The 13527-nt window shown below is 63.1% G+C and carries 12 protein-coding genes and 1 pseudogene; 7 read left to right on the forward strand and 6 right to left on the reverse strand.

Going from position 1 to position 13527, the window contains the following annotated elements:
* The first annotated feature begins 52 nt into the window (after positions 1-52).
* Genes NFC73_RS19750 through NFC73_RS19760 form a run of 3 tightly spaced genes read left to right on the forward strand, consistent with a single transcriptional unit; the run spans position 53 to position 4538 of the window.
* Positions 53-1246 carry a tyrosine-type recombinase/integrase gene (locus tag NFC73_RS19750; RefSeq protein WP_157238326.1) on the forward strand — a complete coding sequence of 398 codons (1194 nt, stop codon included), beginning with the start codon at positions 53-55 and terminating at the stop codon, positions 1244-1246.
* Positions 1243-3954: a tyrosine-type recombinase/integrase gene (locus NFC73_RS19755; RefSeq protein WP_237429439.1), complete on the forward strand. Its 2712-nt coding sequence runs from the start codon at positions 1243-1245 to the stop codon at positions 3952-3954. Before NFC73_RS19750 ends, NFC73_RS19755 begins: the two co-directional genes overlap by 4 nt.
* Positions 3951-4538, forward strand: coding sequence for a hypothetical protein (locus tag NFC73_RS19760; RefSeq protein ID WP_157238328.1), 588 nt, complete (start codon positions 3951-3953; stop codon positions 4536-4538). The genes NFC73_RS19755 and NFC73_RS19760 overlap by 4 nt, the downstream gene beginning before the upstream one ends.
* Positions 4539-4716: 178 nt before the next feature.
* On the opposite strand, the gene NFC73_RS19765 is transcribed toward NFC73_RS19760, so the two are convergent.
* The 5 genes from NFC73_RS19765 to NFC73_RS19785 form a co-directional block, all read right to left on the reverse strand.
* Positions 4717-5415, reverse strand: a complete 699-nt coding sequence (locus NFC73_RS19765; protein WP_157238329.1) for a GOLPH3/VPS74 family protein — start codon at positions 5413-5415, stop codon at positions 4717-4719.
* A 219-nt stretch (positions 5416-5634) separates the two neighbouring features.
* A complete protein-coding gene (locus NFC73_RS19770) occupies positions 5635-5973 on the reverse strand; it encodes a hypothetical protein (RefSeq protein ID WP_157238330.1) in 339 nt (112 codons plus the stop codon).
* Positions 5974-6038: 65 nt separating this feature from the next.
* Positions 6039-6671: a LutC/YkgG family protein gene (locus NFC73_RS19775; RefSeq protein ID WP_157238331.1), complete on the reverse strand. Its 633-nt coding sequence runs from the start codon at positions 6669-6671 to the stop codon at positions 6039-6041.
* Positions 6668-8194 carry a LutB/LldF family L-lactate oxidation iron-sulfur protein gene (locus tag NFC73_RS19780; protein WP_254753037.1) on the reverse strand — a complete coding sequence of 509 codons (1527 nt, stop codon included), beginning with the start codon at positions 8192-8194 and terminating at the stop codon, positions 6668-6670. The genes NFC73_RS19775 and NFC73_RS19780 overlap by 4 nt, the downstream gene beginning before the upstream one ends.
* Entirely contained in the window at positions 8191-8994 is an 804-nt protein-coding gene (locus tag NFC73_RS19785) for a (Fe-S)-binding protein (RefSeq protein WP_157238333.1), read from the reverse strand. Before NFC73_RS19785 ends, NFC73_RS19780 begins: the two co-directional genes overlap by 4 nt.
* Positions 8995-9180: 186 nt before the next feature.
* On the opposite strand from NFC73_RS19785, the gene NFC73_RS19790 reads away from it, so the two are divergent.
* From NFC73_RS19790 to NFC73_RS19805, 4 genes are all read left to right on the forward strand, one after another.
* On the forward strand, positions 9181-10920 hold the full coding sequence (locus NFC73_RS19790) for an L-lactate permease (protein WP_254753039.1): 1740 nt from the start codon (positions 9181-9183) through the stop codon (positions 10918-10920).
* A 74-nt stretch (positions 10921-10994) separates the two neighbouring features.
* Positions 10995-11741, forward strand: a complete 747-nt coding sequence (locus NFC73_RS19795) for a FadR/GntR family transcriptional regulator (protein ID WP_237429435.1) — start codon at positions 10995-10997, stop codon at positions 11739-11741.
* Positions 11742-12177: 436 nt separating this feature from the next.
* The gene (locus tag NFC73_RS19800; RefSeq protein WP_254753041.1) at positions 12178-12597 is read left to right on the forward strand and encodes a hypothetical protein; all 420 of its coding nucleotides are present in this window, start codon (positions 12178-12180) and stop codon (positions 12595-12597) included.
* Positions 12594-12770 (forward strand): hypothetical protein, encoded by a 177-nt coding sequence (locus NFC73_RS19805; RefSeq protein ID WP_254753043.1) that lies wholly within the window; start codon positions 12594-12596, stop codon positions 12768-12770. The genes NFC73_RS19800 and NFC73_RS19805 overlap by 4 nt, the downstream gene beginning before the upstream one ends.
* Here NFC73_RS19805 and NFC73_RS19810 read toward each other — a convergent pair.
* A pseudogene (locus NFC73_RS19810) lies at positions 12767-13384 on the reverse strand (transposase); the annotation flags it as partial. The gene NFC73_RS19805 and the pseudogene NFC73_RS19810 sit on opposite strands and share 4 nt — an antisense overlap.
* Between the last annotated feature and the right edge of the window lie 143 nt (positions 13385-13527).

Genomic DNA, 13527 nt, shown 5'->3' on the forward strand with positions numbered 1-13527 from the left:
TTAGGGTCGTCTCGGAACGCACGGATTATCTACCCTGACGAGGTACGTTCGTATGCCGCAGTCCCTGATTCCGTTTCCGTCGACCACCCACCCGATCGTCCCGATTTCACGGCGCTGGATCGCGTTCAGCGTCATCCACAAGGCTGGAGGCCCGTCCTGGGCAGTAGTGGACTCCTCCACCTACGAGTTGCATTCTGAGGCCAGCGCCTACCTTCACTACCTTCTGGGTTCTGCCCGGTCCGCCAACACCATCCGGGCCTACGCGCAGCGCCTGGCCGCTTTCTTCACCTGGCTCGGTCCGGCGAGGTTGGACTGGACTGACGGTGTTCCTGTCGTTTCCCGGTTCATCCGGGAGCTCGCCGTCACCGCGTTGAACGCCCCGGAGGGAAACGCGGAATATCGTGAGCCGCGCTACCGGAGCGGGAAAACAATGAACCAGTATGCCGCGGCAATAACCCAGTTCTACATGTGGGCCGCGCGCAGTGATCTGGTCAGTGAGAAGACGGCCGCAGGCTTCTACGAAACCAGAATCGCCTACGGCTATTCCGGTGACAGACTCCTGCCGGGCCAGGTGTTGAGGTCCCGGGCAGTTCGCGTCAAGGAAATCGAAGAAGCCCCGAAGTTGCTGAATGAAACCGGTGCGGAGTCGTTGCTGGAGGCGGTCTCCAACCACCGTGACCGTTTCCTGGTGGCACTGATGGTCGAAACGGGCGTCCGGATCGGTGAGGCCTTGGGGCTGCGGACAGAGGATCTGCACCTTTTCCATGACTCGCGTGCCGTCGGTTGTGTGTCCGTTGGGCCACATATCCACGTCCGGCGGCGACAGAATCCCAACGCTGCGCTGTCCAAATCCTCGAACCCACGCACAGTCCCGGTCACTGAAGCGGTCTGCACCCTGTATTACCTGTACCTTGAGGACCGCATCGACCGGTTGGCCCAGGATTCCAACCCGATGGTCTTCGTCAACCTGTATTCCCGGTCCCATGTCGGGGAAGCGTTGAAGTACTCCAACGCCGTGAAGATGTTCTACCGCTCTTCAGGCCGTGCTGGGCTCCGGGTAAACCCGCACATGACACGGCACACCGCGGCGACCCGCTGGAAGAGGGCAGGAGTGCCGACGCGGGACGTTCAGGCACTGCTCGGGCACCGCAGTCCCTCATCCCAGCTCGTGTATGAGCACTCCTCCGACCAGGACCTGCGCGAGGCCATCGAACGTGTCCGGTTCCGTTCGTCGGAGCCCACATGAGCGGCGGACAATCAGTCATCTTCGATGTTTCTCCGGTCCTACCGCGGCCGGAACCAGTCGACCCGGCCGCGGACCTTGCAGGCTTCCAGCACATGCTTGCCCAGGAAATCCGGGACGATTGGCGGCCGGAGGAATGGGACAGCGAGGCCTGGGTCTTCACCGGAGTTCCTGGCCACTTGGGCACGCTCGTCAACCAGTGCAGGTTCCCTGGCTGCCATGGCCCCTCATTTACACGCCGCAGCGGGCTGTGCAACGTCTGCACCGGCCGCTACCTCCGGCACACCAGACGCCTCGGCGCCATGACCGCCGAGGCCTGGGTCGAAAGGGCAGTCCAGCTGCAGGACACCAACTGGGCATCCCGCGTCGTCCCGATCCTGTGTTCGGTGACGAACTGCACAAACCGTAGCAAGGGACTTGGTGTGCCCTTGATGACCCCGACGGAGGGGAACCCCAAACGATGGCACCAGCAAAAAGACCGGCTCCCTCCCCTGTGTCTGGGCCACCAACCACGCCACACAGTCGAAGACATCAAGGAATGGATCGCGTCCCAAGCCGCCAATCCGGTAGCAGCGCCAGAGTATTGCGCAGTTCCGTGGTGCGGCTACAAACGTCACCACGCCAACCAGACGGGCATCTGCAGAATGCACGCCAAGCTGATCCACGACCCGAGTGAGCTTGCGCTGCATCTTGAACGCGAAGCTGTCGTCTCTCTGGAACCTGACGGCTACCGGGAAATCCACGCGCCGCCGGCGAGAACCGACGGGTACGAACTCAACCTGGCCCCTCTACGCCGCCGGCACCCGGGACTGGCCACGGAACTGCTGTGGTCCCTTCAGCATCAGGACCGCATTGGCTTCCCGATCAACATCACCACGACCAAGGCCCTCATCAAGTCGGCGCTGGAATTCCCTCAGGCCACGAAGTCCTTCCTGAACGCCGACACCCACGCACTTGCTGAGGGCAATATGCTGTGTTCCGTAAATGCCTGGTCCATGTTCCGGGTGGTGCGGGCGAGGTTGCTGGAACGCTACGTCCCGTGGTCCACGGACGGTGATCTGCTGCAATCGGACCTCATCCCGTTCGGTCTGCTCATGACCTCTTCAAACAGATCCGGCTCCGCACGATCCATGGCTGCCCTGGATTTCCGCCCGATCCCTCTGGACTGGGCCCGGCACATGACCAAGCTCTGGATCCTGGAGCGGTCCACCACCGAAACCTCCTCGACGACCCTCATCACTCACGTCGCAAGACTATGCACCGACTTCATCGTCCAATGCTCGGCGCGACGCCTTCCCGCGCCGACCAACGCATCCGGACTGACCCGCGAGCATGGCAAGGTGCTCGCACATGCACTGGCCGGCCTGACGCGGCTCGACGGAAAACCCCTGACCAACGCCTACAAACGCTTTCTCGGGTCAACCGTGGCGGGCATGATCGACTACACCCGGAAGAACTCTGACCTGTTCGAACACACCACGCTCTCCTTCTCCCTCGACTACGACCTGCAAATCCCACTAGAAGACGCCCCAGGGACAGACGCTGACGACGAGACCGGACGGGCAATCCCCGAACCCGTCATCGAGTACCTCTTCAAACAGTTACCCACGGCCCGTGTCGCCAGTCCGACCTCGGCCGCGGTCCCCAATGACGTCTATAAAGCAGCCTTCACCTGCTACATGACCCTGCTGCGCGACGCCGGGAGGCGGCCGAACGAGACGGCAAGCCTCCGAAGGGAATGCCTGAGCTACGACAGGACCGGTCAAGCCACCCTGCTGTGGCACAACGACAAAGGCAGACGCAGGGGCAGGCGCCTCCCCATCTGGGCAGAAACCGCCCACGCCCTGGAGTCGTGGTTCATCATCCGCGACCGCCACATCGAGGCGATGCCTGCCGGGCAGCAGGACTGGCTGTTTCCCACGTTCCGCTCCCGCGCCCGGGACAAACACCTCAAAACGGCCTGGTTCAACCGCCGGCTCCGTGACTGGATCGATAACCGGCTCCCGGACCTGCCCGGCCCGGCAAACGGCCCCGGAACGGGGACTCCTTTCGGCAAAACCTCCGTCTTCGCCTATGCATTCCGCCACTCCTACTGCCAACGGCTGGCCGACGCAGGAGTCGCCCAGGAAACCCTCCGCCGCCTCATGGACCACCGATCCGCGGACACCACAGCCAGGTACTACACGGTGACCAACGCACGAAAACGTAAAGCCATCGAATCCGTCAAAAGACTCTCCTTCGACACCCACGGCACCCACGCCCCCGTCGCTGAAGAGCTCTACTCAATGGCCGCCGTGGCCGTCCCGTTCGGCAACTGCACCGAACCGACCAACATCAAAGCAGGAGGCAAGGCATGCCCCGCCCGCTTCCAATGCGGCGGCTGTACGTTCTTCAGATCGGATCCTTCCCACCTGCCTGACCTCAAGGCGCATCTGGAACGCATGAAAGAAGACCTCGCGTGGCAGATCGCCCAGAACCTGCGCCCCTCGTTAATCACGGACACCAAGAATGAAATAGAAGCGTTCACGGGCCTTATCCAGGCACAGGAATCACGCCTTGCCGACCTGCCTTCCATCGAGCGGGAGTCACTGGCCGAGGCCTCCGCTGTGCTCCGCCGGGTCCGCGCCAGCGTCCCGACCGCCGTCGAGAAGCCCTTCATCCCGGTCGGAAGCCTCAGACTCAGGACCGATAACGGCAAGGAGATCGAGTGAGCAAACATCCGGGCAACGCGGCCGCCATGGTCCGGCAACGAAAGAAGGACAGCAATAACAAACGAGGTGCGGTTCTGGCAACCCTTGAGGCCATGGAACGTACGCGCAGCCCCATCACGGTAGCCGAGGTTGCACGCCTCGCCGGTGTCAGCCCGTGGCTCGTCCGACAGGAACCCCTCCTGGACGAGGTCAGGAAAGCACAGAAACGACATGCCACGGGCTCCGTGACATCCCCGGAAACAACAAAATCAACGACGGGCTCGCTCCAAGTCGAACGTGATCTTCTGCGCCAGGAGAACCAACGGCTCAGGCACGAACTACAGAGGCACCAGCGACGCATCTCCGAACTGCTCGGGGACCAAATCGACGGCACGGACGCCCACTCCCAAAGCCTTCGCGTCCAGGAACTGACAGATCAAAACGCCATCCTCTCCAAACAAACCAGCGAGAGAACCCAAGAGCTTCATCACGCTCAGCAGCAAGTCGCAGCACTCTCATCAGACCTGCAAGCAGCCCACAGCGTTAACCGTTCCCTGATGACCGAACTAAACCGCCCAGAACGAACCCGCCCCGGCCGAACTTAAACTTCAGTCTTACAGCTTCGGTTGCAGCTACCTCTTCTGGTCTGGACTCGGGCCGAGGGAACAAGCTGTCCTGTCGCGCTCCGGCTCCCATTCGTCAGTAACTGGCCGGGCCCACGAAGGCACAGACAAGATATTCCCGGGAGGGAGGGCCTGCCGTTACAAGCTGTAGCACGGTCTCCTAGACGAGCGGTTCAGCAGCCACCCTGAGCTCGCGAAGTTCGTCCTCCACCGCACGGGCCGGCCAGTGGTCATGCGTCAGGTCCTGAATCCGGTTCCGATCGGCTGCCGGGAATAGCTTCTCAAGCAAGCGCGCTGCGTGCAGGAGTGCGATCAGCGCCCGGTTCCTGGGATCTGTTTCCGCGCGGGCAGTTTCTGAAGGCTCCAACTGCTCGGCACGGGAACCGGACGCCGATTCGGCGCGGCCACCGCTCAGCGCCGACTCGATCCTCTTCAGGAGCGCCGCTTCTGGAGTATGGTCCTTCTCCGGGTACCGCACGCTCTTGAACACGCCGAGGTGCTTTTCGCCGACTTGATCCAGGATGCCTCGGGAGGCCATGCTCTCGTAGACGCGCTGCACCTCGGCACGGCCCTCGAGCATGGAGACCCACTTTTTAGGTGGGTGCGGACGGGATTTGTGGCGGATGATCTCCAGTTCGTGCTGGAGGTGTGTTTGTGGCTCTGTACCGGTGGCCCGGACATTCTTGCCCTGCAGTTCGATTGCGCCAAGCAGGTCCAGTTCGGCCAGGATTGCCCCCGCCACCGTGGTCCTGAGTACGTAAGACGGCAGCTCCGGTTCGCCGTCGATATCGTTCGTTGCCAGCAGGAGGAACGCCTGTGGAAGGCTCAGCTCTCCGCCATTAGCTGTTTGAGGATCCATAAGATCATGGTGCTCCCGTCAGGGTTCCGTCACAACCAGTCGCGTTGATTCATAGAAGATGACTGGCTAGACGCGTGTCTGCCGTCCCGGCGCGGGGTGCGGCCACGGCAACGCGGATAGATCCCCTGTCCGTGCTGCCGTGGCTGTTGCCATAACTGCCCTAGTTACGGTCAGGCGGTCATTTCGTGGCGAAGGTATTGGAAAGCCGGAGCAAGGTGTCTACGACGCCTTGTCCGTCACTGCAGTTCTGACGCGGTAGCGGTGCCGTCCATGGCCGGCGTTCCTGCGTGCCCGATGTCCGCTCCCGTCCTGAAGTGCTAGCGATGTCATCCGGTAGGAGCGCTGACCCTCAAGCTTTCTGGGCTCGACCCACACCTCGTGTCCTTCAGCGGCTTCGATCAGAACACGGCCGGTGAGCCCGTCGGCGGCGATCCAGAGCGCCGAGGAATCGGGCATGACATCCTCAACGAGTCCTTCCCGAACGACCGTGCCGTTTTTCCGGACTTCCACGAGGGCGCCGAGAAGGGTGTGCCAGAGGTCATGGCGGTAGAAAGTCATGCGGGTACCTTTCGTTCAACTGCGGAGGGGAACGGAAACTGCGTTGGTGCCTTTCGGCCCGGATCCTACCGGGCGATAATGACGTCGAGCTTGCGGGGGCCGTGGACTCCCTCGACGCGTTCAAGTTCGATGTCGCTGGTGGCACTCGGGCCGCTGATCATGGTCAGGGGCCGAGTGCCGTCGATCCGGCGCAGCGCTTCGGGCAGGATCCCGGTTATATCAGTGGTTTTGACGATGCAGATGTGGTGGTCCGGGACCAGGGTGATCGCGCGGCGGCCCTGGTTGGGGCTGCCGTCCAGGATGATGGTCCCGGTCTCGGCGACGGCGACGGCGCTGCCGGTCACGACGGCGTCGATGCCGTCGAGCTCGGCGACGGACAGCGGCGCTGCGGCCGAGTCCTGGCGGCGCCGGCTGTCGTGTTCGAGTTCGAGTCCTGTGAGCCAGCCGGCGTCGAGCCCTGTGGGCACGACGTAGCTGCCGGCGTCGGCGAGGAGTTCCGCGATCCGCGCCGGGACCTCTGCGTTGTCCACGACCGAGACCTGTGCTTTGTAGTCGATCAGGCGGTCCACCAGCAGCTCGATCAGTGCCTCCTCATCCAGCTGGGATGCCGCCCGGTACTCCCGCGGGATCTCGGGCGCCACGGGGCTGTCTTTCAGGGCGGTGCGGATCCGCTCGAGGATTTCTTCGCGTGCGCTCATGGCTGGTTTTCCTGATCTTGGGACGCGGCGGGGGCAGCGTCTGGCTCTGGTGTCCGGTGTTCCTTTTTCCACCAGTCCCGGAAGGACTGCGAGGGGGGTGCCGGGATGTCGCGGCTTTGGGTCCAGCCGGCGGCGATGCCGGGCAGCTTGGTGATCTTCTTGTCCGGGCCGGCGGCCAGGCGTCCCAGCGGCAGCCCCTTTTCGAGAAGGCCGAGACGTTTTCCTGAGGACAGCGCCCAGGAGGCGGCGTTCATGCCGACATCCATCTGGGTGGGGATCTTCTTCTTGCCGCGTTTGCTGTCCACATCGACGCTGCGCAGGTGCACCAGGATGTCGGGGATGTTGATCTTTACCGGGCAGGCGTCATAGCAGGCCCCGCAGAGTGAGGACGCGTAGGGCAGCGAGTTGTTCTCCTCGGCCTGGATGCCGGTCATCAGCGGTGAGAGAATCGCCCCGATAGGCCCGGGGTAGGTGGAGCCGTAGGCGTGGCCGCCCGTGCGCTCATAAACCGGGCAGACGTTCATGCAGGCGCTGCAGCGGATGCAGTGCAGCGCGGACCGGCCCATTTCATCTGCCAGCGCGGCGCTGCGGCCGTTATCCAAAAGCACCAGGTGCACGTTCTGCGGCCCGTCGCCTTCGGTGACGCCGGTCCAGAGCGAGGTATAGGGGTTCATCCGTTCCCCGGTGGAGGAACGCGGCAGCAGCTGCATGAACACTTCAAGGTCCTGCCAGGTGGGGAGAAGCTTCTCCACGCCCATCACCGTAATCAGTGTCTCGGGCAGTGTCAGACACATCCGGCCGTTACCTTCAGATTCAACAACAGCGAGGGTGCCCGAATCTGCCAGTGCGAAGTTGGCCCCGGAAACGGCGACCTTGGCGGTAAGGAACTTCCGGCGCAGGTGCGCCCTGGCGGCACCGGCGAGGCGGGCCGGTTCGTTGGTCAGATCAGGGTCCACGCCCTCCATTTCGCGCAGGAAAATGTCCCGGACCTGGCTGCGGTTCTTATGGATCGCCGGGACCAGAATGTGGCTGGGCTTGTCATGGTCCAGCTGGACGATCAGCTCGGCGAGGTCGGTCTCGAACGCTGCGATGCCCTGCTCTTCGAGGTACTCGTTCAGGCCGATTTCCTGCGTGGCCATGGACTTGATCTTGACCACTTCAGTTTCACCGGTCTCCCGGATCAGCCCGGCCACGATCTCGTTGGCCTCCGTGGCGTCGCGGGCCCAGTGAATGACGCCGCCGCGGGCCGTGAAGGTCTTCTCGAACTGTTCCAAGAGCTCGGGCAGCCGTGCCATCACAGATTCCTTGATCGCGGAACCGGCATCGCGCAGCTGTTCCCAGTCCGGCAGTTCGGAGACCACAGCGATCCGCTTGTCACGGATGGTGTGGGTGGCGTGGCCGAGGTTGGCCCGGAGCTGGGCGTTCCCGAGTTCGCGGTGGGCGGCCTTCGGGAAGGACTCGGAGGCGTGCAGGTTGCCCGTGCCATAGACAGGTATGGAGGGCATGCCGAGGTAAGTGCTCATCGCGTGGCCTTTCCGGTGGAGATGCGCACTTCGCCGGTGACGGACGCGGGCTCCTCGAGGGTGCTGGCAAGGATTTCGGCCAGGTGCAGGGTGGTGATGTCGCTGCCCTGGCGGGAGAGGCCGCCGCCGATGTGCATGAGGCAGGACGCGTCCCCTCCGGCGCACAGGCTTGCCCCTGTTGCCGTGATATTCGCCGTCTTGTCCTCAAGCATGGCGGAGGAGACGTCGGCGTTCTTCATCGAGAACGTGCCGCCGAAGCCACAGCACTGGTCAGCTTCCGGCAGTTCGGCCATGTCGATCCCTGCGACACTGCCCAGCAACCGCGCCTGCCGGTCCCCGAGCCGGAGCAGGCGCATGCCATGGCAGCTCGGGTGGTAGGTGACGCGGTGCGGGAAGTAGGAACCGAGCTGCGCGCCAGCATCGGTCACGCCGAGAACGTCCACGAGCAGTTCGGAGAGCTCATAGGTTTTGGCACCGACTGCGGTGGCACGTGTTTCCAGATCCTTGTCGCCGCACGAGCGGGCGACCATGGGGTGCTGGTGCTTCACGGAGGCGACGCAGGAACCGGACGGTGCGACGGCGACGTCGTAGTCCTCGGTGTCGAAGGCGGCGACGTGGTTGGCGATCACGGGGACAGCTTCCTTGAGGTAGCCGCTGTTGACGTGCATCTGCCCGCAGCAGGCCTGGCCGGACGGGAACACAACTTCGTGTCCCAGCCGTTCCAGGATTTTCACGGTGGCACGCGCTGTGGCGGGGTACATCGCATCCACGATGCACGTAGCGAACAAAGCGATTCGCATGGCAGCCTTTCGGGCTAAGGGGTTTGTGGTCTGACCATAGTAGATCACGTGACCGACGCCACTGGCAACCGGCGAATCCAAGTGAAGCCGCTCACACTTTCAGGAAAATTTACGCTACACTCTGATGGTCCGACCACAGAGGTCTGACCATATCCCCTGTCACCCCCCTCAATGTGGAGGAACTCCGTGGACCAGTTCACACCCAGCACCGACCCGGTGCTCAACAGCGTCATGTGGTCGGCCATCGTCGCCCTGCTGCCGCTACTGACGTTCTTCATCCTGCTCGCCGTCGTCAAGACCAGAGCCCATGTCGCCGGGGCCTTCGCCCTGCTGATGGCCCTGCTCGTTGGCATCGTGGCATTCCAGATGCCAGCCGGCCTTGCACTGCTCTCCGCGACCCAGGGCGGCGTCTTCGGCGCCTTCCCTGTCCTGTGGATCGTCATCATGGCCGTCTGGCTCTACCAGGTCACTGTCCTCAGCGGACGCTTCGAGGACCTCCGCCGCGTCTTCGACGTGATCGGTAAAGGCGACGTCCGGCTCCAGGCTGTCCTGATCGCCTTCTGCTTCGGCGGCCTGCTCGAAGCCCTCGCCGGATTCGGCGCACCTGTCGCGATCACCGCCACCATGCTCCTCGCCCTCGGACTGCCGCCGCTGCGCGCCGCGGCAGCCGTCCTGGTCGCCAACACCGCCCCGGTCGCTTTCGGCGCCATGGCCATCCCCATCACCACCGCCGCGGGACTCACCGGACTCCACGCCACGGACATCGCCTCGATCGTCGGGCGCCAGGCACCGCTGCTGGCCACCATCGTGCCGCTGATCCTGCTCTTCATCCTCGATGGCCGCAAGGGCCTGAAAGACTGCTGGCCCGCCGCACTCGCCGTCGGCTTCGCCTTCGCCATCGCGCAGTTCCTGTGCTCGAACTACTTCTCCTACGAACTCACCGACATCGTCGCATCCCTCGCCGGCCTCGGCGCTGCCGTACTGTTCTTCCGCGTCTGGACCCCGAAGGGCAGCTCCGAAGCACGCGACCGCCTCGGTGTGGCCGCCGCAGCCGTTGAAAAGGAATCCGCCATCACAGGCGGCGGCTCACACCGGGCCACCACCCTCACCAGCACCCCCGACACCGCAGCGGACCGCCTGACCCCGATGCGGACCTGGCTCGCCCTGTTCCCCTACTTCCTGGTCATCGTCGTCTTCGGCATCGCCAAACTCTGGAAACTCGGTGTAAACGTCCCCGCGTTCCTGGCCTCCACCGACATCAAGATCCCGTGGCCGATCCTGCACGACGCACTCGTTGACGCAGCAGGCAAGCCCGTCTCCTCCACCATCTACTCCTTCCAATGGCTCTCCACCCCCGGCACCCTTCTCCTGCTCACCGGCCTGATCGTCGCCGCCGTGTACTCCAAGTACAACGAAAACGGCCGCTACAACATCACCGTCGGCAACGCCGTGAAAGAAATCTGGAACACCATCTACCGGATGCGCTGGGCAGGCCTGACCATCATCACCGTCCTGGCACTGGCCTACGTCATGAACTTCTCCGGACAGACCATTTCCATCGGCACCTGGCTGGCCGGCACCGGAACCTTCTTCGCCTTCCTCTCACCCGTCCTCGGCTGGATCGGCACGGCCGTCACCGGCTCCGACACCTCCGCGAATGCCCTGTTCGCCAAGCTGCAGCAGACCGCCGGCATGAAAGCAGGAATCGATCCGAACCTTCTCGTGGCCGGCAATACCTCCGGTGGTGTTGTGGGCAAGCTGATCAGCCCACAGAACCTCGCCATCGCGGCGTCCGCGGTCAACCTTGAAGGCAAGGAATCGGTGATCCTGCGTAAAGTAGTCGGGTGGAGCGTGGCGCTGCTGCTGGTGCTGTGCACCCTCTCCTACCTCCAGTCCACTCCCATCCTCGGCTGGATGCTGCCTTAGCGTCCAGCCTACTCAAGACGCAGTGTGCGGGCCGCCCCCTGGCCCGCACACTGCCCGCCCGTAAGGAACCGCCCGTGATCACCGCCGAAGCAGGAGCAACACCCCGCCGTCGTACCCATGACGCGCTCCTGAAGGACATCGAGGCGGACCTCCGCTCGGGCAAAATCAAAGTCGGGGACCGGCTCCCGGGAGAACGCACCCTCGCCGAAAGCTACGGGATTTCCAGGGCGTCGGTGCGGGAGGCCATCCGGGTACTGGACGCCATGGGAATACTGCGCAGCTCGGTCGGATCCGGACCCTCCTCCGGGGCAATCGTCGTCTCCGACCCCTCCGCGGGCCTGTCATCGGCCCTACGACTGCACGTCGCCAGCAGCACACTGCCGGTCGAAGACATTGTCGAGACCCGCATCCTGCTCGAAACCTGGACCGCCCGGGCCGGCGCGAACCGTACAGGAGGCGACGAGGACCTAGAACAGGCAGCCCAGCTCCTGCAAGCCATGGACAATCCCGGCATCAGTCGTGAAACGTTCCATGAACTGGACGCCAGGTTCCATGTCGCCCTGAGCTCCCTGGCAGGGAACGCTGTGGTCGCAACCATGATGGAATCACTCAGCGGCGCCATTGTTGGCTACGTTAAAGGCGCAATGGACGCCATGGACGCCTGGCCCGACGTAATCTCCACACTTCGAAACCAGCATCACGGCATCTTCGACGCCGTCCAGTCACACGAAGGAGAGCTCGCAGCCCGACTCCTGCAAGAGCACATCGAGTGGTTCCATCAGAAGGCACAGGAAGCGACCGCCGCCGAAATCGGGAGCTGAACTAGTGTGACGATTCATGCAGGCGCTTTCGCACGTCCGCCACACTGACCGACCCTTACAGCGGGGTGGGAGCTAAGTCATGAAAATCAATGAACTAGCGCCATCACCAAACGACGTCATTGAAGCTGCGCGCTCAAGCCCTCCTCATGTGAACCTCTAACCGCCCAACCACGCCGTGAAGAAAAACGGCCATTTCTGGACAAAAGCCACACTACGAACAGCACAAGACCTCTGGAACTGATGGAAGTAGCTACAACAGCACCGACGTGCCCAACGTGGCTCACACCAGCACCAGCTCCTGACCAGCCCATACGATCCACAAGGGGAGATAATACGCCTGGCCTCGAACTCCGCGCTGCGTACGTTCACGCTGCGCCGTGATCCGCTCTCTAGCCAGTGGCTCCTGGAGTCCATCGCTGATGGCTATTAGGCAGCGGTGAGCCCCGGGCGCGAGCCGATCAGCGATCAGATATGGGCGGCCATCAGGGCGGAATTTGCCCTGCCTTCACTGGGTCAGGTCAGCAGCCGCCTGTCCGAGCTCATGGAAGATCCGGAACCGGTGATGCAGCAGCTCGTCCGCGTTTTTATTGACGAGGGGACCTTCTGCCCGGGATTCCAGTTCCTCGCCGGCGGACAGCTCCACCCGACGGTGGTAGACCTTTTCAAACGGGCGATGGAACTGAAAATCCCGCACAACTACTTCACCCTCTGGATGGTTACACCCTCGGGCAGCCTCGGTGGATGCCGCCCCGTTGACCTCCTGGACGGCGGCCCGCAGCCTTTGTTTAGTGGCCTGGAAACGCTCGGCGGGGAACAGCCACGTGCGGCGAACCGGTCGCGTAGCGTTGGGGCATGAGTCTTCTCTACGACGACGCCGGCCTCGCCGCGGTCGTGCTGACGCGGATCGCGGCCGAAGAATCAGAAGGTCCCAGCGAAATGACCGGCCGTATGAGCGACTACATTGCGGACCTGGTGGAACGCAACGGCCACACGGAATTTTTCAAGCTGAACGGTACCAACGGGAGTTAGGCGGCTGACTGTTGGGTGATTTCCTTGGGTTGGTTGATCCACGCTGGTCCTGGGAGCGCGAGGATCTGGGGATCAGTGCTGGTGGTGAAGCGTTCGGGGTGTTTCGTGCGGGCTGCCGCGAGGGTTGCCGATCGTTCCGTGGCGACGCTGGCGGCGTGGCCGTAGTGCACGTTCGCGGGCGTGTGGAAACCGATGCCTGAGTGCTGATGGTGATGGTTATACCAGTCCACAAAACCGCTGATAAAGGCTCCGGCGTCGTGGACTGAGGCGAAGCGTTCGGGGAATTCCGGACCGTATTTGAGGGTCTTGAACAGCGCCTCGCTGTAGGGATTGTCGTTGCTCACCCGGGGTCTGGAGTGCGATCGGGTGACCTCCAGATCTGAGAGTAGCGCGGCGACGGTTTTGGAGGTCATGGACGTGCCACGGTCCGCGTGCACGACCTGGGGGATGCCGTGGATTCCGAAGATTCCCTTCATCATTTCCACGGCCAGCGCCCCGGATTCGGTGGCGTGGACGTGTGCGCCGACGATGAACCTGGAATGGATATCGACCATCATGTAGCAGTCGAAGTACTTGCCCCTGACCGGGCCGGCGAGTTTGGTGATGTCCCACGTGTTATGCCGACATCGGCATAACACCTGTTATGCCGATGTCGTGATTATGCCGATGTTGGTCTGCGGTCCCAGGTTCCAGGCGGCGGACGGGACAAAAAGGTCGGCATAATCACGCTGCAGTGATCGGCTTGTCTTCTCAACAA

The sequence above is a fragment of the Pseudarthrobacter humi genome, from assembly GCF_024294965.1.
GTDB classification, from domain to species: domain Bacteria; phylum Actinomycetota; class Actinomycetes; order Actinomycetales; family Micrococcaceae; genus Arthrobacter; species Arthrobacter humi.

Bases quoted from the DNA above. Each gene is read 5' to 3' on its own strand.
- NFC73_RS19805 (WP_254753043.1), top strand. From the start codon at position 12,594: ATGAGTCTTCTCTACGACGACGCCGGCCTCGCCGCGGTCGTGCTGACG.
- NFC73_RS19755 (WP_237429439.1), top strand. From the start codon at position 1,243: ATGAGCGGCGGACAATCAGTCATCTTCGATGTTTCTCCGGTCCTACCG.
- NFC73_RS19775 (WP_157238331.1), bottom strand. From the start codon at position 6,671: ATGAGCGCACGCGAAGAAATCCTCGAGCGGATCCGCACCGCCCTGAAA.
- NFC73_RS19750 (WP_157238326.1), top strand. From the start codon at position 53: ATGCCGCAGTCCCTGATTCCGTTTCCGTCGACCACCCACCCGATCGTC.
- NFC73_RS19770 (WP_157238330.1), bottom strand. From the start codon at position 5,973: ATGACTTTCTACCGCCATGACCTCTGGCACACCCTTCTCGGCGCCCTC.
- NFC73_RS19785 (WP_157238333.1), bottom strand. From the start codon at position 8,994: ATGCGAATCGCTTTGTTCGCTACGTGCATCGTGGATGCGATGTACCCC.
- NFC73_RS19765 (WP_157238329.1), bottom strand. From the start codon at position 5,415: ATGGATCCTCAAACAGCTAATGGCGGAGAGCTGAGCCTTCCACAGGCG.
- NFC73_RS19780 (WP_254753037.1), bottom strand. From the start codon at position 8,194: ATGAGCACTTACCTCGGCATGCCCTCCATACCTGTCTATGGCACGGGC.